We start from the raw sequence: 19,325 nt of genomic DNA on the forward strand, positions 1-19,325 counted from the left end.
GCCTCAAGGCCGAGGGGCTTGGGGAAGCGCTGACCTATTCCCCACCGCTCGGGCTGAGCCTGTCGAAGCCCTGGATTTTCTATGGAATCCCCTTCGACAAGGCTCTCCTGAGTGCAGGAGAAGGGCTCAGGGCGAACGGATTTGATCAATGTTTCCTTAGGCCATTCTTCGCCGCTACACCGGCAAATCGTCCAGCGTCGGTGTAATCTCCGGCGAGAGTTATTCGCCGCAGTTTATGCGGAGATTGAGGGTTGTATTCGCCTTACGGCTGCCAGAGCAGGCCAACCACGCTGACCGCGATGAGCACCACGCCAAGCACCCGGAAGAACAACGGCGTCTCGGCGGAGACGATGCGCTGATGGAAACGCTCGCCGATCAGGTGGCCGACGAAGGCGCAGGGCAGCAGCCAGAGGTGATGGATGAGCTGCAGGTCCACGCCGACGATGATGAACGAGACCATCTTGATCACCACCAGGATGAACCACAGCACGAACAGGGTATCGCGTAGCTGGTGCTTGGGTACGTGCGCGGCATAGACCGCGACGATGAGCGGTGCGCCGATCAGCGAGGTGCCGCTGACATAGCCGCCCAGCATCAACAGGCCGGCATCCACATAGCGGTTCTTGCTGCGGAAGGGGCGGTTGAGCAGGTAGCCGATCGCATAGGCGATGACGATGCAGAAGATGATCACCGTCATCACGCGGGCCGGCAGCGTCAGCAGGCCGATCACGCCGATCAGCTTCGGCACGATCATGATCTTCATCGTGTGCCGCAGATACGGCCAGTCGATGTTGCTGATGCCCGCCTGTTCGGGGTGTTCGCGCTTGATCTGCCGATGCCCGCGCCAGGCGATCCAGCTCGAGAAGATCATCAGATGGACCGCGATCAACGGCAGGAAGACCAGCGGATCGTTGTGGACCAGCAGCAGGAAGGGCAGGGCGAGGACCGCGCCGCCGAAGCCCAGGCCGGTGCGCACAAAGCCGCTCCATACGAAGATCAGGCCGATCAGGGCGTACTGGTACCAGAGAAGGTCTGCCATGGAGCGCGAGGGTCAGGATGGAGGCACGAGCATAGCGGACCATGCGGGGGTCCGTCACGGCCTTGCCTGGGAGTTTGCTAGCGCGTGTGGAGGCCGATGTTGACCATCAGCCCGGCCTTGCCGAACGGAATCAGCTCGAAGTTCATCCGACGGTAGTCCACGCCGATCGCGGGCAGGATCGCCGGCGCGATGCCAAGCTGATTGAAGGGGATCTTGTCGCGGAACTCGCCGCGATATCCGTGGAGGAGTCCGCCGGTCAGTTTGATGTAGGTACTTGTGTGCTCACCGCCGGTCAGCTCGCGCCTGAAACCGCCGTAGAGATAAGTGCTCTGCTGGCCAAAGGAGTTTCGGAATCCGGCTCCCCCGATCAGCCACCGCGTTTGCGGTGCATGGGCGAATGCTCTGTCGGTCCAGGTGGGGCCGTAGTCGGGTCCGGCGATCCACTCCAGATTGATCATCCGCTGATCGTTGTTGTGTCGCGGGTCGTCGCTGTAGTGCCGTGTGTAGAGCGAAGTCTTCAGGAGAAGATCGCCGTCCGCCCAGAAACCTCCGGTCGCCTCCGCTGATGCTTCGGCAGTGGCTGCCGCGCTGGACAGCGCAGCGAGGACAACAGGAAGAAAGGGCCTGATTGGCAAAACGCGAACCTCCGTCGCACCGGCGTGAAGAACCGGCAAGCAAAATAAGAAAGAGGCCGCTACGCGCAAAGAATGCGTGTGCGGCCTCTTCCGGGTTGTTGGTGGAGCCGGGGGGAATCGAACCCCCGTCCGCAAGCCCTCTACAGTCAGATCTACATACTTAGCCCGATTATTTGGTTTTAACCTCCGGCTTAGCCACCAGGCAGGCCGGCAGGAGGCGAGTTACCTTACTTTTAGCTGCGGGACCAAGTAACCCGGCCCTGCTCGCGATTTCCTGTAAATGACATTGCAGCGGCTCAGCTTGCGCTAAGACCACCCGGCCCAGGAACCTGCCGGTGCAACGCTAACCGGTATTAAGCGGCTAGAGCGTAACGCTCGTCGTTGGCGTTTGTTAATTTCCAGATGGATTTACGAGGTCACTGGTCCTCGGTATGCACTGTACTGCTTTGCGACCCACGTCGAAGCCAGGTCGGCCCCTTGTGTTCATGATAGGTGGGGATGATCCCCGCTGTTTCAAGCTCGATCCTATCACAGGCTCAGAGCCCGATGATCTGCAGAAGTTCCATCGGGCCGTGAATAATGTGATCGGCTTGCCATTCGCTCACTGGAACCTCGAGTCCGAGGTAGCCGTATGCCGCAGCGACTGTAGTCATGCCGGCGTTGCGGCCGGCCTCGATATCGCGCTGGTCGTCACCGACGTAGATGCAGCGTGAAGCATCGAGGGAAGCGATCTGGCAGGCGAGGAGCAGCGTGTCAGGTGCGGGCTTGAGCCGTGGTGCTGCGTCGCCACTGACGACGCAGCAGGCGCGTGTGCTGAGCCCGAGTGCGTCGACGAGGGGGTCGGTGAAGGCACTGCGTTTGTTGGTGACGATGCCCCACTTGATGGCGTTGTCCTCGAGCGCGTCGAGCAGTTCGTGCATGCGGTCGAACAGCCGGCTCGCGACGCAGAGATTGTCCCGATAGTGAGCGAGAAAGCGCGCTGACAGGTCAGGGAACGCCGAATCCTGAGGGCCGGTGTCGAGGGCTGCGTGCAGCATGCCGCGCACGCCGCTCGAGGTATGGGGGCGCAGGATCTCGAGTGGCAGCGGCGGCAGCCCGACGTCTGCCCTTAGCCTGTTTGCCGCAGCGCCGAGGTCTGGCGCGGTGTCGGCCAGCGTGCCGTCCAGATCGAAGAGGACCGCATCAACGCTCACGAATGGTGTGCACCAGGTAATTGACGTCGGTGTCGCGGCCCAGTGAGTAGACCCGGGTTAACGGGTTGTAGCTCATCCCGATCAACTCCTGTGTCTCGAGCCCGCTCTGACGGCAGTAGCGTGCGAGTTCGGAGGGCTTGATGAACTTGGTGTAGTCGTGGGTACCCCTGGGCAGGAGCTTGAGCACGTATTCGGCTCCGATCACCGCGAAAAGATAGGACTTGGGGTTGCGGTTGAGAGTGGAGAAGAACACGTGCCCGCCCGGTTTGACCAGACGTGCGCAGGCGGCAATCGTGCTGGCGGGGTTGGGTACGTGCTCGAGCAGTTCCATGCAGGTCACGACATCGAACGCTCCCGGGTGGGCTTCGGCGAAGTCCTCTGCGCTGCACAGTTGGTAGTCCACCTTGCGACCGCTTTCGAACAGGTGAAGGCGGGCGACGCCCAGAGCCTTCTCCGACAGGTCGATGCCGGTAACGTTTGCCCCGGCGCCAGCCATGCCTTCGGACAGAATTCCGCCGCCACAGCCCACGTCGAGGACGGTTTTGCCGGCAAGTGCGGTCTTGCGGTCGATCCAGTCGAGGCGCAGGGGATTGATTTCGTGGAGCGGCTTGAATTCCGAGGCTGGATCCCACCAGCGGTGGGCGAGGTCGCTGAACTTGCGCAGTTCGGCCGGATCGGCGTTGGTGTTCATGTGCTGAATCCTGTCTTGTCTTACGGCGTTGTGACCGCGTCTGAGCGCGCGTCGTTCCGGGGAGCAGAGCTTACCGGAAAGCGGTCTCCCAAAGAACCCGGTGAGTGGGGGCGCAGGGCGATTGCCCTGGGTGGGTGTGGTGCTGCGCTGCGCGAGAGGTGCCGCCGGGCGGTAGACGAAAAAAAGCCCTGTCTTTCGACAGGGCTCTTTGCTTGCGGGAAGCGAGTTATCAGCGGGTGCCGATCACTTCGACTTCAACGCGACGATCCGGCTGCAGGCAGTCGATCAGGGCGGTGCGGCCGCGAACGTTGTCGCACTGGGTGCCGGTCACCGGCTGGGTCTTGCCCTTGCCTTCGGTGTAGATGCGGTTGGCTTCGATGCCGCGGGAGACCAGATAGGCCTTGACGGCTTCGGCGCGACGCTCGGACAGAGCCTGGTTGTAGGCGTCGGAACCGATGCGGTCGGTGTGACCAACGGCCAGGATCACTTCCAGGTTGAGGGCCTTGGCCTGCTCTGCGAGCTGGTTCAGGCGCTCCATGCCCGCCGGACGCAGCACGGCGCGGTCGAAGTCGAACAGGGCGTCGGCAGACAGGCGAACCTTGTCAGCAGTCGGGGTGGGTGCCGGTGCCGGTGCCGGTGCCGGAGCGTCGACGCACTTGTCGGCCGCGATGATGTCGGGGTCGCATGCGCAAGCGACCGGGAAGTTGCCGGCCATTGCGGTTTCAGCGGCAGCCGGGCTCCAGAAACCGGTGCGCCAGCACAGGCCGGTGCCGCTGCGGGCAACGACGTTACGTGCATCGATGACATAAGGGACAACGCCGGAGCGGTCCACGACGACATCCTGTGCGGCAACCGGAGCGGCAACGCCGGCAAAACCCAGCATGGCTGCGGCAACCAGCAAGAGCTGTTTCTTGGTCTGTTTGATCATGTTATTCCTCGTCGAAGGTGGTTATCGAGCTTGCGGGGCGACGCTTCTCGCCGTTCTGTTGTAAAAAACTTGAGAGCAAGATGATCGCGTGTTTCCCTGATCAGCACTCTAGTCTAGTCTGCCACATCGTCGCTATTCCAATCAATTCTTTGTTGCTGTTTCGCAACACGGTTCTTCCCTTTTCCACGCGCTTTTCGCCGTCTACCCACACATGGGCGACTGATTCGCGTCCGGCAACGTAGACAAGATGCGACACGGGGTCGAAACAGGGTGTGTTGTTCACTGTGTCCAGCGCCACCGCACAGAGGTCCGCCCGCTTTCCCGGTTCGATCGAGCCGATCAGGTGGTCGAGGCCGAGCGCTTTGGCGCCGTCGAGCGTGGCCATGCGCAGCGCGGTATGAGCCGGTACCACCGTGGGGTCCATGGTCGAGACCTTGGCAAGCAGGGCGGCCTGGCGCATTTCCTCGAAGAGATCGAGCCGGTTGTTGCTGGCGGCGCCATCGGTGCCGAGGCCGACCGTGAGCCCCTTGTCGAGCATCGCAGCCACCGGGGCGATACCGCTTGCAAGCTTCATGTTGGAACTCGGGCAATGCGCAATTGCGCAACCCTGGCTGGCGAGCAGTTCGATCTCGGCGGCGTCGAGATGCACCGCGTGAACCGCGATCATGCCGGGTCCGAGCAGTCCGAGGCGCGCAAGTCTGGCGAGTGGGCGGACACCGTGCTGGCTGAGAGACTCCGCGATTTCGTGTGCGGTCTCGTGGATATGCATGTGGATCGGACAATCGAGCTCGGCCGCCAGGCTTGCGACCCGGGCGAGAGAGTCATCGCTGACCGTGTAAGGGGCATGGGGCGCCATGGCGAAACGGATCAGCGGATGTCCCTGCCACTTGTCGCGCGCGGCGAGCCCTTTGCGGAAATACTCGTCCGCATTGGCCGCATAGGGCGTTGGGAACTCGAGCACCGCTACGCCGACTGTGGCACGCATTCCCGCGGCTGCAAAGGCCTCTGCCGCCGCGTCGGGGTGGAAGTACATCTCGTTGCAGGTGGTGATGCCGCCTCGGAGCATTTCGTCGGCCGCCAGTGCGGTGCCGTCGCGGACGAAAGCATGCGAGACATGTTTGCCCTCGGCCGGCCAGATGGCCTCCTGCAGCCATTGCATGAGTGGCAGGTCGTCGGCGATGCCACGCATCAGCGACATGGACGCGTGGGCATGAAGATTCACGAGTCCCGGTATGAGAGCGTGACCGGGCAGATCGGCGATCTCTTTGGCGGTGAAGCGTCGATCGGCCTCGTCGGCCGGCAGGACGGCAACGATGGCGCCGTCACGGATCGCGACTGAGTGTCCCTTGAGTGCGACGCGATCCGGTATGACGGGTACAACCCATGTCGGACGCAGAAGCAGGTCGATCGGTTCGCTCATCGGGCATGTTCTCCTTGATGGCGACGCCGCGGCCGCCCCGATTGGTCAGTGCCGGATTTCAGCACAAGCGCGGGTGATGGCGCAATGCGAGCGCGACCGCCATGGCGAATGAGAACAGGTCCTAAGCACCGGCGCGCGGCATGATAAGATTGCGTGTTTTGTTAACACGCGGCAAAGCCGCTAAAGCGTGATGACCCAGTTCGCCAAGGAAACCCTGCCGATCAGCCTCGAAGAGGAGATGCGTCACTCCTACCTCGACTACGCGATGAGCGTCATTGTCGGCCGGGCCTTGCCCGATGCGCGCGATGGCCTGAAGCCGGTGCACCGGCGCGTGCTGTTCGCGATGCATGAACTCTCCAACGACTGGAACCGCCCGTACAAGAAGTCGGCGCGTATCGTTGGTGACGTCATCGGTAAGTATCACCCCCACGGCGACTCCGCTGTATACGACACCATCGTGCGCATGGCCCAGGACTTCTCGCTGCGCTACATGCTGGTCGATGGTCAGGGCAACTTCGGTTCGGTGGATGGCGACAGCGCCGCGGCGATGCGATACACCGAGATCCGCATGGCCCGGATCGGTCACGAACTGCTTGCGGACATCGACAAGGAAACGGTCGACTTCGGGCCCAACTACGACGGCTCCGAAAAGGAGCCGCTGATACTGCCGTCCCGGGTGCCGAACCTGCTGGTCAATGGCTCGTCCGGTATCGCGGTCGGCATGGCGACCAACATCCCGCCGCACAACCTCGGCGAGGTGGTGGATGCCTGCCTGCGACTGCTCGAAGAGCCTGATACCGATATCGAAGCACTGATCGAAATCGTCAAGGCGCCGGACTTTCCGACTGCTGCGCTGATCTACGGTCTGGGCGGCGTGCATGACGGCTACCGGACCGGTCGCGGTCGCGTCGTGATGCGCGCGCGCACCCACTTCGAGGATCTGGAAAAGGGTAATCGCCAGGCGATCATCGTCGACGAGCTGCCCTATCAGGTTAACAAGCGCACCTTGCTCGAGCGCATGGCCGAGTTGGTGAACGAGAAGAAGATCGAGGGCATCAGCGAAATCCGCGACGAGTCCGACAAGTCCGGCATGCGGGTGGTCATCGAACTCAAGCGCAACGAGGTGCCGGAGGTCGTGCTGAACAACCTGTTCAAGCAGACCCAGCTGCAGGACACCTTCGGTATGAACATGGTGGCCCTGGTCGAGGGCAAGCCGCGCACGCTCAACCTGAAGGAACTGCTCGACTGCTTCCTGTCGCATCGGCGTGAGGTGGTGACCCGGCGCACGGTGTTCGAGCTGCGCAAGGCGCGTGATCGGGGGCACATCCTCGAGGGTCTTGCAGTGGCGCTGTCGAATGTCGACGAGGTCATCGCATTGATCAAGGCAGCGCCCACGCCAGCCGACGCCAAACGCGAGCTGCTGGCGCGCACCTGGCGGTCTGCGCTGGTCGAGGAGATGCTTGCCCGCGCCGAATCGGACAGCTACCGGCCGGAGGGGCTGGCGCCCGAGTTTGGCTTGTCGGCGCAGGGCTACCGTCTGTCCGAGGTTCAGGCGCAGGCGATTCTCGAGCTGCGACTGCAGCGTCTGACCGGACTCGAGCAGGACAAGATCGTTGGTGAATACCGCGAAGTCATGGCGCTGATCGCCGATCTGCTCGACATCCTCGCGCGACCGGAGCGTATCACCACGATCATTGGCGAGGAGTTGAGGGCGGTAAAGGATCAATACGGCGACCCGCGTCGCTCCGAAGTGGTCATGAACACCGCCGAGATCAACATCGAGGATCTCATCGCGCCCGAGGACATGGTGGTAACCCTGTCTCACGGCGGCTACTTCAAGCGCCAGCCGTTGGCCGATTACCGCGCCCAGCGTCGCGGCGGTCGCGGCAAACAGGCCACCGGCATGAAGGACGACGACTTCATCGATCGTCTGTTCGTCGCCAACACCCACGATTTCATTCTGTGCTTCTCCAACCGTGGCCGGGTTTACTGGCTGAAGGTGTATGAGGTGCCGGAGGGCGCGCGCAATGCCCGCGGTCGCCCCATCGTCAATCTGTTCCCCCTGGTCGAGGGGGAGAAGATCACCGCAGTGCTGCCGGTGCAGGGTTTCGACGACGATCACTTCGTGTTCATGGCCACCAGCGAGGGCACGGTCAAAAAGACTGCGCTCACCGCGTTCTCCAACCCGCGCAAGGCCGGCATCATCGCGGTGAATCTGGACGATGGCGACCACCTGGTCGGCGTCGCGATCACCGACGGCGAATGCGACGTGATGCTGTTCTCCGACGCCGGCAAGGCGGTGCGCTTCCCCGAGCGCGACGTGCGCCCGATGGGGCGCGAGGCGCGCGGCGTGCGCGGCATGAACCTCGAGGACGGTCAGAGCGTCATTGCCATGCTGGTGACGAGCGACGACGCCCTGTGCGTGCTCACTGCAACCGAGAACGGCTATGGCAAGCGGACGCCGGTGGCCGAGTACACCCGGCACAGCCGCGGCACCAAAGGCATGATCGCCATCCAGACTTCGGATCGCAACGGCAAGCTGGTCGGTGCCTGCCTGGTGACGCCGAGTGACGAGGTGATGCTGATCTCGACCGGCGGGGTTCTGATTCGCACCAAGGTGCTCGATATTCGCGAACTGGGTCGTGCCACCCAGGGGGTGACGCTGATCAACCTCGATGAAGGCACCTGGCTTGCAGGTATCGAGAAAGTCGCCGAATCCGATGTCGATGAGCCGGCCGAAATGCCCGAGGACGAAGAGGGCGCGGAAGATGTCGACGCCGGACAGCCCGATTGAACAAGGTCAGTCACGATTGACGGAGTCGCTCGCATGAGTCGCGTCTTCAATTTCAGTGCCGGTCCCGCGGCACTGCCCGAGTCGGTGCTGCGACAGGCAGCCGATGAAATGCTCGAATGGAACGGGGCGGGCTGCGGCGTGATGGAAATGAGCCATCGCGGCGCGGCCTTCACCTCCATCGTCGAGGCGGCCGAGCAAGACCTGCGCGACTTGCTTGCGGTGCCCAAGGATTACCGGGTGCTGTTCCTGCAGGGTGGCGCGACCCAGCAGTTCGCGCAGATTCCGATGAATCTGCTGGACGGCGGCAAGGCCAGCTACGTGGTCACCGGGGCGTGGTCGCGCAAGGCAGTCAAGGAAGCCGAACGCATGGCCTCCGCCATCGGCGGCAGGATCGAGCTTGCCGTATCTACCGAAGCCCATGGTTTCAGGCGCTTTGCAGCGGCCGACGAGATTTCGCTGCGCGGCGACGAGGCCTACCTGCACGTGTGCACCAACGAAACCATTCACGGCATCGAGTGCTTCGATTTCCCTGCACTGGCGGCTCACGGCGTTCCGGTCGTCGCCGACATGTCTTCACACATTCTGTCGCGCCCCTTCGATCTCCGGGATTTCGGCCTGATCTATGCCGGCGCGCAGAAGAACATCGGCCCCTCCGGGCTGACCGTCGTCATCGTGCGCGAATCCCTGCTGGGTCGCGCGTGGGCGGGTATTCCGCAGATGCTCGACTACAAGGTCATGGCCGACAACGGCTCGATGCTCAATACGCCGCCCACCTATGGCATCTATATTGCCGGACTGGTGTTCCGTTGGCTCAAGGAGCAGGGCGGGCTTGCAGCGATGGAAGCGCGCAACAAAGCCAAGGCGTCTGCGTTGTATGACTTCATCGATGGCAACGATTTCTACCGCAACGAGATCGACCCGGCCTCGCGTTCACGCATGAACGTGCCTTTCCGGTTGCGCGAGGACTCGCTCGACAAGGCGTTTCTTGCCGACGCAGAGGCGGCCGGCCTGGCGCAACTCAAGGGGCACAAGTCGGTTGGCGGCATGCGCGCCTCGATCTACAACGCGATGCCGCTCGAGGGTGTGCAGGCGCTGATGCAGTACATGGATGATTTCGCCCGCCGGCATGGCTGAGGCGTATTGATGAGGGTGAGCATGAGCGACGAATTGCTGAACCTGCGCAAGAACATTGATCGGCTGGACGAGGAGATTCTCGCGCGTCTTGCCGAGCGGGCCCGCAACGCCAGACGGATCGGTGAGGTGAAGCAGGGCAATCTCTACCGGCCGGAGCGCGAAGCACAGGTGCTTCGCCGGCTCGCCGAGGCCAATCCGGGGCCGCTTCCTGACGAGGCGGTGCAACGCATCTTCCGCGAGATCATGTCGGCCTGCCTAGCACTCGAGCAGCCTCAGCGTGTGGCGTATCTCGGGCCTGCCGGCACTTTTTCGGAGAGTGCGTCACGCAAGCACTTTGGCTCCGCGGCAAGCTTTCTGCCAATGGCCGCGATCGACGACGTGTTCCGTGCGGTCGAGGCTGGCAATGCAGACTATGGCGTGGTGCCGGTCGAGAATTCCACCGAAGGTGTCGTCGGCGGCACGCTCGACCTGCTGCTGGCAAACCCGGTGAGGATATGCGGTGAGGTCAAGCTGCGGATTCATCAGCATTTGCTGTCGCGATCCGAGGGCATTGGTGCAGCCAAGCGGCTGTATTCCCACATGCAGTCGCTCGCGCAGTGTCATGAGTGGTTGAACCGCAATCTGCCGAACCTGCCACGGGTGCCGGTGGCGAGCAACGCCGAAGCCGCGCGCCTGGCCTCGGAAGATCCGGAGTCCTGCGCGATCGCGGGCGAGGCCGCGGCCGAGCTTTACGGCCTCAACGTGCTCGCGGCCAACATTGAGGACGATCCGAACAACACCACCCGCTTCTTCGTGATCGGCCGCCATGACGCAGGCCCTTCGGGGCAGGACAAGACCTCCATCGTGCTGTCGTCGGCAAACCGACCCGGCGCGATGTATGCGCTGCTCGAGCCGCTGGCACGTCACGGTGTGGACATGACCAAGCTGCAGTCCCGACCGGCGCGCAGCGGTCTGTGGGAATACGTCTTCTATGTCGATTTCCTCGGGCATCAGGATGATCCGGAGGTGGCGGCGGCGATTGCGGAGCTTCAGGAGCGGGCCGCCTTCGTCAAGATACTCGGCTCCTACCCGGCCGCCGCGATTTGAACCTGTTCGCCAGCCGGCGAAACATGACTAGAGGTGAGGGATTCGCATGAAGTTGATCGATAACGCGCCCGACCACATCAAGGCGATCTCGCCCTACCAGCCGGGCAAGCCCATCGGTGAACTCGCTCGGGAAATGGGCCTGTCCGAGCGGGACATCGTCAAGCTCGCGTCGAACGAGAACCCCTTGGGAATGAGTGTCCGCGCCCGCGATGCGGCGTTGGCTGCGCTTGCCGATATCGAGCGCTACCCCGATGGTAACGGCTTCGAACTCAAGGCCCAGCTCTGCAATCGATTCGGTATACGGCCGGAGCAAATCGTGCTCGGCAACGGCTCGAACGACGTACTCGAACTGGCGGCGCGCGCTTTTCTCGGCGCCGGTCGATCGGCGGTGTTCTCGGAATTCGCCTTCGCCGTCTATCCGCTCGCGACCATCGGCGTCGGCAGCCGGTGTATTCAGGTCCCGGCGAAGGATTTCGGACATGATCTCGACGCCATGGCAGCGGCAGTCGAGAAGGATACGCGGGTGATGTTCATCGCCAACCCGAACAATCCGACCGGCACCTTCATGCGGGGTGAGCGCATCAAGGGCTTGCTCGAACGTGTGCCGGGGGATGTGCTCGTCGTGCTGGACGAGGCCTACACCGAGTACCTGTCACTTGATCAGCGCTACGACTCGCTCGCCTGGCTGGATCAGCACCCGAACCTGCTCGTGTCTCGCACCTTCTCCAAAGCCTACGGTCTTGCAGGTCTGCGGGTCGGCTACGGGGTCGGGAATCCGGCAGTCATCGACCTGATGAATCGCGTACGGCAGCCCTTCAACGTTTCCAGCGTGGCGCTGGCGGCGGCTGCCGCTGCATTGCAGGACGAGGAGTTCCTCGCGCGCAGCGCCGAGATCAACCGGCGCGGCATGAGTCAGATTACCGAAGCACTTGCCCAGTTGGGGTTGCAGTGGATTCCCTCGGCGGGCAATTTCGTGACCTTCAAGGTTGGTGACGGCGCTGCGGTGAATGCTGCGTTGTTGCGGCGTGGCGTGATCGTGCGCCCGATTGCGGGTTACGGCATGCCCGAATGGTTGCGTGTTTCGATCGGCCTGCCCGAGGAAAACGCCCGCTTCATCTCCGCGCTGCGTGAAGCGCTCGGTCAGTCCTGAGCCTGCAGACATGGCGATGATCGGAAAACTCGTGGTCTGTGGCGTCGGACTGATCGGCGGTTCCTTTGCAATGGCTTTGCGCAAGGCCGGGGCCGTTCGGCACATCGTTGGCATCGGTCGCTCGCGCGAAGCGCTGTCGCGTGCGCTGGCGCTTGGCGTCATCGACGAAGCGTCGGATTCGTGGGCCGAGGCGCTGGACGGTGCAAACCTGGTATTGCTCGCGCCGCCGGTGGGGCAGATGGAGCAGGTCATGCAGGCGATGGCGCCGCATCTGGGCGACCGCACGGTGGTCATGGACGCGGGTAGCACCAAGCGGGATGTCATCGAGGCGATATACCGCCATCTCGGCCCGCAGCTGGGCAACGTGGTTCCGGCTCACCCGATCGCCGGTGCGGAGCGCAGCGGTGTCGATGCCGCCTTTGCCGAGCTCTACGAGGGGCGCAAGGTGGTGTTGACGCCTCTGCCCGAGAACGAGCCGTCAGCGGTGCTCGCGGTGCGCGAGGCGTGGGAGGCCTGCGGCGCGACGATCCACGAAATGCCGGCGCAGGACCACGACCGGGTGTTTGCCGCGGTCAGCCATTTGCCGCATCTGCTCGCTTTCGGCCTGGTGCACGACCTCGCCGGCCGCGCCAATGCCGAGCAGCTCTTTGGTTTCGCCGCGGGTGGTTTCCGGGATTTCACCCGCATTGCCGGCAGCCATCCGGAAATGTGGCGGGACATCTGCATCGCAAACCGCCAGGCGTTGCTTGCCGAGCTCGACGAATATCTCGCGGAGCTGGCCTATCTTCGTGCTCTGCTGCTTTCCGGCGACAGCGAGCGCCTCGAGCAACACTTCAGCGAAGCGCGTGCGGCGCGCAACACCTGGGCGGAACAGTTCGCCAAGGCATCATCTAGCGAGTGAGCATGGAGCATCTCGACCTACCCCCGATGCTGGGCGCGCGTGGAACGGTGCGTTTGCCCGGCTCCAAGAGCATTTCCAACCGCACGCTGTTGCTGGCGGCGCTGGCCGAGGGCGAAACCAGCATCCGCGACCTGCTGGCCTCCGACGATACCGAGCGCATGCTCGAGGCACTGCAAACGCTCGGCGTTTCCTTCAGCCGTGACCATGAAGCCTGCACGTGCGTCGTTCAGGGCGTGGGCGGTGGGTTTCCGGTCAAGGCCGGCGATCTCTTCCTGGGTAACGCCGGTACCGCCTTCAGGCCGCTTACCGCGGCGCTCGCGTTGTCGGGCGGCAACTATCGGCTTCACGGCGTGGCCCGCATGCATGAGCGACCGATCGGCGATCTCGTCGATGGTCTGCGTCAGATCGGCGCAGACGTGCGCTACGAAGCCAACGAAGGCTACCCCCCGCTGGTTATCGGGCCGGGCGAGATTGCGCTGTCCGGACCGATCCGGGTGCGGGGGGATGTGTCAAGCCAATTCCTGACCGCCTTGTTGATGGCCTTGCCGCTCACTGGACGGGAGGCGACTGTCGAGGTGGTCGGCGAGCTGATCTCCAAGCCTTACATCGCAATCACGCTTGAGCTGATGGCACGTTTTGGTGTCGTCGTGAAACGTGAGCAGTGGTCTCGTTTCACGATACCGGGCGGTGTGCGCTATCGCAGCCCCGGCACCATCTTCGTCGAAGGGGATGCCTCGTCTGCGTCGTACTTTCTTGCAGCGGGCGCCATCGGAGGTGGTCCGGTGCGGGTCGAAGGTGTCGGGCGTGCGAGCATCCAGGGCGACGTCGCTTTTGTCGATGCGCTTGCACGGCTTGGCGCCAGGATCGAGGCTGGCGACAACTGGATGCAAGCCCGAGCGCCCGAAGGTGGTCGCCTCAAGGCCTTCGATCTCGATCTCAACCACATCCCCGACGCCGCAATGACGCTCGCGGTAGCAGCGCTGTTTGCCGACGGTCCATGCCGCCTGCGCAATATCGCCAGCTGGCGTGTCAAGGAGACCGACCGCATCAGTGCCATGGCCACTGAACTGCGCAAGGTTGGCGCTGAGGTGGAAGAGGGGGCCGATTACCTGCGGGTGACGCCACCGAAGGTCTTGCGTTTCGCGAGTATCGACACCTATGACGACCATCGGATTGCAATGTGCTTTTCGCTGGTAGCGCTTGGCGGGATGCGGGTACGCATCAACGATCCCGCTTGTGTCAACAAGACGTTCCCCGAGTACTTCGATCGCTACGCGCAGGTTACGGCGCCGGTGCCGGTCGTGGCGATCGACGGCCCATCGGCCTCTGGCAAGGGCACGGTCGCCGCGCGTGTCGCCGAGGCTCTTGGCTATCACTACCTCGACAGTGGATCGCTCTATCGGCTGGTGGCGCTGGCCGCAATGCGTGCGGGGGTGCCGCTCGACGACGAAGGCCGGGTCGCCCGCGAAGCGGCGCGTCTGGATGTGCGTTTTGAGGGCGCACGCGTGTGGCTCAGTGGTGAGGACGTGACCGACCTGATTCGCGAGGAAATCTGCTCTGTCGGGGCTTCCCGTGTCGCCGCCTTGCCCGCGGTGCGCGACGCGCTTCTCGATCGACAGCGCGACTTCCGGCGTGCGCCCGGACTGGTCGCCGAGGGGCGTGACATAGGTTCTGTGATCTTCCCGGATGCGTCGCCCAAGTTCTTTCTCACCGCCAGTGTCGAGGTTCGCGCAGAGCGACGCTATAAGCAGTTGATGGAAAAGGGCTTGCCTGCTAAACTGGAAAGTCTTTCAAAGGATCTGGCTGAAAGGGACGCGCGAGATGCCGCCCGGACCGTCGCACCTTTGAAGAAGCTGCCCGATGCGGTGCTGTTGGAAACCTCCGATTCGGGGGTCGAAGAAGCGGTCGCATTCGTGTTGAACGAGGTGGGGCGAGCGCCCGGCTGAAGCCGACGTGAAACCTGCCTCTTGCCTGACCCGGAGCGAACGGCGCTACGGGTTGAATTCGTTAACCAACCAACAAGCCCGCCGCGTGCCGCGCGGTGTCCGGAACCCCTTTACATGACAACTGCCACCCCTGTTTCCGAAAGTTTTGCCGACCTCTTCGAAGAAAGCCTTGCCCGCCAAGAGATGCGTGCCGGCGAGGTCATCACCGCCGAAGTGGTCAGCATCGACCACAACTTCGTGGTCGTCAATGCCGGCCTGAAGTCCGAGAGCTACGTCCCCATCGAAGAGTTCCGCAACGATCGCGGTGAACTCGAGGTCAATCTCGGCGACTTCGTCCACGTCGCCATCGACGCACTCGAAGACGGTTACGGCGAAACCCGCCTGTCCCGCGACAAGGCCAAGCGCATCGCGGCCTGGAACGATCTGGAAAAGGCGCTCAACGAGGGTACGCTGGTCAAGGGTGTGGTTTCCGGTCGCGTCAAGGGCGGTCTGACCGTCATGACCAACAGCATCCGCGCGTTCCTGCCGGGTTCGCTGGTCGACATGCGTCCGGTCAAGGACACCACCCCGTTCGAAGGCAAGGAATTCGAGTTCAAGGTCATCAAGCTCGACCGCAAGCGCAACAACGTCGTCGTGTCGCGTCGTGCAGTGCTTGAAGAGACCATGGGTGAAGAGCGCGAGAAGCTGCTCGACAACCTCAAGGAAGGCATCGTCGTCAAGGGTATCGTCAAGAACATCACCGATTACGGTGCGTTCGTGGACCTCGGCGGCATCGACGGCCTGCTGCACATCACCGACCTGGCCTGGCGTCGCGTGCGTCACCCGTCGGAAGTGCTCAACGTTGGTGACGAAATCGAAGCCAAGGTGCTCAAGTTCGACCAGGACCGTCAGCGCGTCTCGCTCGGCCTGAAGCAGCTCGGCGAAGATCCGTGGGTCGGTATCGCCCGTCGCTACCCGCAGGGCACCCGTCTGTTCGGCAAGGTCACCAACATCACCGATTACGGCTCCTTCGTTGAAGTTGAGCAGGGTATCGAGGGCCTGGTGCACGTGTCCGAAATGGACTGGACCAACAAGAACATCCACCCGAGCAAGGTCGTTCAGCTCGGCGACGAGGTCGAGGTCATGATCCTCGACATCGACGAAGAGCGTCGCCGCATCTCCCTGGGCATGAAGCAGTGCATGTCCAATCCGTGGGACGACTTCGCGATCAACCACAAGAAAGGCGACAAGGTTCGCGGTCAGATCAAGTCGATCACCGACTTCGGTGTGTTCATCGGCCTGGATGGCGGCATCGACGGCCTGGTTCACCTGTCCGACCTGTCCTGGCACGAGTCCGGCGAAGAAGCCGTGCGTCGCTTCAAGAAGGGTGACGAGGTCGAGGCCGTGGTGCTGGCGATCGACGTCGAGCGTGAGCGCATCTCCCTGGGCGTCAAGCAGCTCGAAGGTGATCCCTTCACCAACTTCATCGCCACCCACGAGAAGAACTCGCTGGTCAATGGCACCGTGAAGAGCGTCGAGGCGCGTGGCGCCGTGATCGCTCTGAACGAGGAAGTCGAAGGTTATCTGCGTGCTTCCGAAGCGGCGCCGCATCGTGTTGACGATCTGACCACGGTCCTCAAGGAAGGCGATCAGGTCGAGGCGATGATCATCAACGTCGATCGCAAGACCCGTTCGATCAACCTGTCGATCCGTGCCAAGGACCAGGCCGAGACCAGCGAGGCGATGAACAAGCTCGCAGCCGATGCCGCGACTGGAACCACGAACCTTGGTGCGCTGCTCAAGGCGAAACTGAACGAACAGAAGCAGTAAGTCAGACTCGTCATGACCAAATCGGAGCTGATCGTGCGGCTGGCGGCTAGATTCCCCCAGCTCGTCGCAAAGGACACCGATTTCGCGGTCAAGATGGTCCTCGATGCGATGGCCGACGCGCTTGCGCAAGGCGATCGCATCGAGATCCGCGGGTTCGGGAGCTTCTCGCTCAACTACCGGCCACCGCGAGTCGGACGCAATCCCAAGTCCGGTGAAAAGGTGCAGGTGCCAGAAAAATACGTACCTCACTTCAAGGCGGGCAAGGAATTGCGCGAACGTGTTGATATCATCGGGTGAGCGCGCACGCCGTAGTCGTGCATAATTCCCGAAAGGCGGCGCAAGCCGCCTTTGTTTTGTCCATCGCACGGAGGCTAATTAACATGCGAGTCCTGATCTGGGCAGTCCGGTTGCTGCTGTTCTTCCTTTTGTTCGGTTTCGCGGTGAAGAATGACCAGCTCGTTACCTTGAACTTCTTCTTCGGGTCCGAGTGGCAGCTGCCTCTGGTGTTCGTCATTCTTGCGGCATTCGCGGCTGGTGCCCTGCTCGGTGTGACCGCGACCTTTGCTTCGCTCCTCTCCTATCGCCGTGAGGCGGGACGTTTCCGCAAGAGCGCGACAAAGGCCGAACGTGAGTTGCGTGAGATGCGCCTGGCCGCAAACGAGGTTCGCAAGACGGCCTGATGGCCTGCGGGCTCGTGCGACCGGGGGCTGACCGCAACTCGCCAGCCGCGGGCAGCCTGGCCGAGCTGGCTTGTGGCGCTCGTCGGCCTCGTGCTCGCGTTGGTGGAAAAACTTGAGGCGGCCGGCTGGCCGCACGGAGAATCATGGAAATAGAGTTCTGGTGGTTGCTTGCGCTGCCGTTGTTCTTCGGCCTCGGATGGCTCGCGGCACGCATCGACATCCGGCAGGTGGTGCGCGAATCCCGCGCCTTGCCGCAGTCCTACCTCACTGGCCTCAACTTTCTGCTCGCGGAAAAGCCCGACAAGGCGATCGATGCCTTCATCGAAGCAGTACGGCTCGACCCTCAGACCATTGAGCTGCAGTTTGCGCTCGGCAGCCTGTTCAGGCGGCGCGGCGAGACCGACAGGGCGATCCGGCTGCACCAGAACCTGGTGCAGCGCGAGGACATCACTTCGGAGCAGCGTCTGCAGGCGCTGGCGGCGCTCGGCCAGGACTATCTGAGGGCTGGGCTGCGAGATCGCGCGGAGGAGGCGTTCATCAAACTGCGCGGTACGGAGCATGACCGGGTCGCCATCGGTCACTTGCTCGAGATCTACCAGCAGGAAAAGGACTGGGGCAAGGCCATCGAGGTTGCCAATGCGTTGCCCGACCACGAGAGCCTGCATTGGCGCACCGAGGTGTCGAATTTCTATTGCGAACTCGCTACTGAAGCCTTGGCCGACTCCCGCGGTGAAGATGCGCGTTCGCATGTCGAGAGGGCGTATGCGATCAACCCGCGCTGTGTCCGCGCGAGCATGTTGCTCGGTGAGTTGCTCGCCGGAGCCGGTGATGACGAGGGTGCGATCGAGGCCTGGAAACGGGTCGAACAACAGGACCCGGTGTATCTTGCACTGATCGCCGAACCGATCGCGGCCGCGTATACGCGGCTGGGGAGGGTGGATCAAGGTCAGACGCTGCTGCGCTCGTGGCTGTCCCGCCACCCCGCGATCGATCTGCTCGAGCAAGTCTATCGTTGGGAGCTTGGCAGGCGCGGGGCTCAGTCGGCCTATGATCTTGTGCGCGAAGAGCTGCGGCGCAACCCGACGCTGCTCGGACTCGAGAAGCTGCTGGAGGCTGCGGCCTTGACCGCGACTGCCGAACAGCGTGGCGATGTCGATCTGGTGCGGCAACTCATTCACAACCACACCCGAAGGGTTGCCCGTTACGCCTGCAGGTCTTGCGGCTTCAAGGCGCGCAAGTTCCAATGGCGATGCCCCGCCTGCGGCGGTTGGGAGACCTATCCGCCGAAGCGCAGTGAGGAGTTCGATCTCGAACCCTGATTCCCGGCAGTTTGCCAAGGCCCTGCTAAACTGCACGACAACACAGGACATCGCGAGCAGTCATGGAATTCAAGACTCTGGAAGACTACGTCGGTAACACTCCGCTGGTGCGCATGAAGCGGATCACCGCCGGACGCAACAACGTCATTCTTGGCAAACTCGAGGGCAATAACCCGGCCGGCTCGGTCAAGGATCGTCCGGCGCTGTCGATGATCATGCGCGCTGAACAGCGCGGAGACATCAAGCCCGGCGATACGCTCATCGAGGCAACCAGCGGCAACACCGGCATCGCGCTGGCAATGGCGGCTGCGATGCGCGGCTACCGCATGGTGCTGGTGATGCCGGAGAACCAGAGTGTCGAGCGGCGCCAGACGATGCGCGCCTTCGGCGCCGAGCTGGTGCTGACCGCGCGCGACGGTGGCATGGAGATGGCGCGCGATGTTGCCGAGCGGATGCGTGACGAGGGCGAGGGCATCATCCTCGACCAGTTCGCCAACCCTGACAATCCGCTCGCACATTACGAGGGCACCGGCCCCGAGATCTGGGAGCAGACGGGTGGGCGGGTGACCCATTTCGTCAGCAGCATGGGTACCACCGGTA

General features: G+C 62.9%; 18 protein-coding genes and 1 other RNA gene. 12 read left to right on the forward strand and 7 right to left on the reverse strand.

Annotated elements, in window-relative coordinates; genetic code table 11:
* Positions 1-206: hypothetical protein (locus tag GPA21_RS20635; RefSeq protein ID WP_211163571.1), on the forward strand; the 206-nt coding region annotated here is incomplete at its 5' end.
* Between the two features lie 56 nt (positions 207-262).
* Here GPA21_RS20635 and GPA21_RS12620 read toward each other — a convergent pair.
* From GPA21_RS12620 to GPA21_RS12650, 7 genes are all read right to left on the reverse strand, one after another.
* Positions 263-1,039, reverse strand: coding sequence for a sulfite exporter TauE/SafE family protein (locus tag GPA21_RS12620; protein WP_168988506.1), 777 nt, complete (start codon positions 1,037-1,039; stop codon positions 263-265).
* 77 nt (positions 1,040-1,116) lie between these two features.
* Complete coding sequence (locus GPA21_RS12625; RefSeq protein WP_211163572.1) at positions 1,117-1,674, reverse strand: sn-glycerol-3-phosphate transporter; 558 nt, start codon at positions 1,672-1,674, stop codon at positions 1,117-1,119.
* Between the two features lie 99 nt (positions 1,675-1,773).
* Positions 1,774-2,151: a transfer-messenger RNA gene (ssrA, locus tag GPA21_RS12630) on the reverse strand.
* 59 nt (positions 2,152-2,210) lie between these two features.
* Positions 2,211-2,867 carry an HAD-IA family hydrolase gene (locus GPA21_RS12635; protein ID WP_168988507.1) on the reverse strand — a complete coding sequence of 219 codons (657 nt, stop codon included), beginning with the start codon at positions 2,865-2,867 and terminating at the stop codon, positions 2,211-2,213.
* A complete protein-coding gene (ubiG, locus tag GPA21_RS12640; RefSeq protein WP_168988508.1) occupies positions 2,857-3,558 on the reverse strand; it encodes a bifunctional 2-polyprenyl-6-hydroxyphenol methylase/3-demethylubiquinol 3-O-methyltransferase UbiG in 702 nt (233 codons plus the stop codon). The genes GPA21_RS12635 and ubiG overlap by 11 nt, the downstream gene beginning before the upstream one ends.
* A 229-nt stretch (positions 3,559-3,787) precedes the next feature.
* Positions 3,788-4,486, reverse strand: a complete 699-nt coding sequence (locus GPA21_RS12645; RefSeq protein ID WP_168988509.1) for an OmpA family protein — start codon at positions 4,484-4,486, stop codon at positions 3,788-3,790.
* Between the two features lie 100 nt (positions 4,487-4,586).
* Positions 4,587-5,906, reverse strand: coding sequence for a TRZ/ATZ family hydrolase (locus GPA21_RS12650; protein WP_168988510.1), 1,320 nt, complete (start codon positions 5,904-5,906; stop codon positions 4,587-4,589).
* 190 nt (positions 5,907-6,096) lie between these two features.
* Here GPA21_RS12650 and gyrA point away from each other — a divergent pair, with 190 nt between their 5' ends.
* From gyrA to GPA21_RS12705, 11 genes are all read left to right on the forward strand, one after another.
* Complete coding sequence (gyrA, locus tag GPA21_RS12655) at positions 6,097-8,700, forward strand: DNA gyrase subunit A (RefSeq protein ID WP_168988511.1); 2,604 nt, start codon at positions 6,097-6,099, stop codon at positions 8,698-8,700.
* A 33-nt stretch (positions 8,701-8,733) separates the two neighbouring features.
* Positions 8,734-9,834, forward strand: a complete 1,101-nt coding sequence (gene serC, locus GPA21_RS12660; protein ID WP_168988512.1) for a 3-phosphoserine/phosphohydroxythreonine transaminase — start codon at positions 8,734-8,736, stop codon at positions 9,832-9,834.
* Positions 9,835-9,855: 21 nt separating this feature from the next.
* A complete protein-coding gene (gene pheA / locus GPA21_RS12665) occupies positions 9,856-10,920 on the forward strand; it encodes a prephenate dehydratase (protein ID WP_168988513.1) in 1,065 nt (354 codons plus the stop codon).
* Positions 10,921-10,966: 46 nt separating this feature from the next.
* Complete coding sequence (hisC, locus tag GPA21_RS12670) at positions 10,967-12,070, forward strand: histidinol-phosphate transaminase (RefSeq protein WP_168988514.1); 1,104 nt, start codon at positions 10,967-10,969, stop codon at positions 12,068-12,070.
* A gap of 10 nt (positions 12,071-12,080) precedes the next feature.
* On the forward strand, positions 12,081-12,971 hold the full coding sequence (locus GPA21_RS12675; RefSeq protein ID WP_168988515.1) for a prephenate dehydrogenase: 891 nt from the start codon (positions 12,081-12,083) through the stop codon (positions 12,969-12,971).
* A gap of 2 nt (positions 12,972-12,973) precedes the next feature.
* Entirely contained in the window at positions 12,974-14,917 is a 1,944-nt protein-coding gene (locus GPA21_RS12680) for a bifunctional 3-phosphoshikimate 1-carboxyvinyltransferase/cytidylate kinase (RefSeq protein ID WP_168988516.1), read from the forward strand.
* 114 nt (positions 14,918-15,031) lie between these two features.
* Positions 15,032-16,726 carry a 30S ribosomal protein S1 gene (gene rpsA, locus GPA21_RS12685; RefSeq protein ID WP_168988517.1) on the forward strand — a complete coding sequence of 565 codons (1,695 nt, stop codon included), beginning with the start codon at positions 15,032-15,034 and terminating at the stop codon, positions 16,724-16,726.
* 12 nt (positions 16,727-16,738) lie between these two features.
* On the forward strand, positions 16,739-17,023 hold the full coding sequence (locus GPA21_RS12690; protein WP_168988518.1) for an integration host factor subunit beta: 285 nt from the start codon (positions 16,739-16,741) through the stop codon (positions 17,021-17,023).
* An 83-nt stretch (positions 17,024-17,106) separates the two neighbouring features.
* Entirely contained in the window at positions 17,107-17,406 is a 300-nt protein-coding gene (locus GPA21_RS12695; RefSeq protein WP_168988519.1) for a lipopolysaccharide assembly protein LapA domain-containing protein, read from the forward strand.
* A 143-nt stretch (positions 17,407-17,549) separates the two neighbouring features.
* Positions 17,550-18,725, forward strand: coding sequence for a lipopolysaccharide assembly protein LapB (gene lapB, locus GPA21_RS12700; protein ID WP_168988520.1), 1,176 nt, complete (start codon positions 17,550-17,552; stop codon positions 18,723-18,725).
* Between the two features lie 62 nt (positions 18,726-18,787).
* Positions 18,788-19,325 (forward strand): pyridoxal-phosphate dependent enzyme (locus GPA21_RS12705; protein ID WP_168988521.1); only part of this gene is annotated, 538 nt, incomplete at its 3' end.

The organism is Azoarcus taiwanensis (assembly GCF_012910885.1).
In the GTDB taxonomy this organism is placed as follows: domain Bacteria; phylum Pseudomonadota; class Gammaproteobacteria; order Burkholderiales; family Rhodocyclaceae; genus Azoarcus_F; species Azoarcus_F taiwanensis.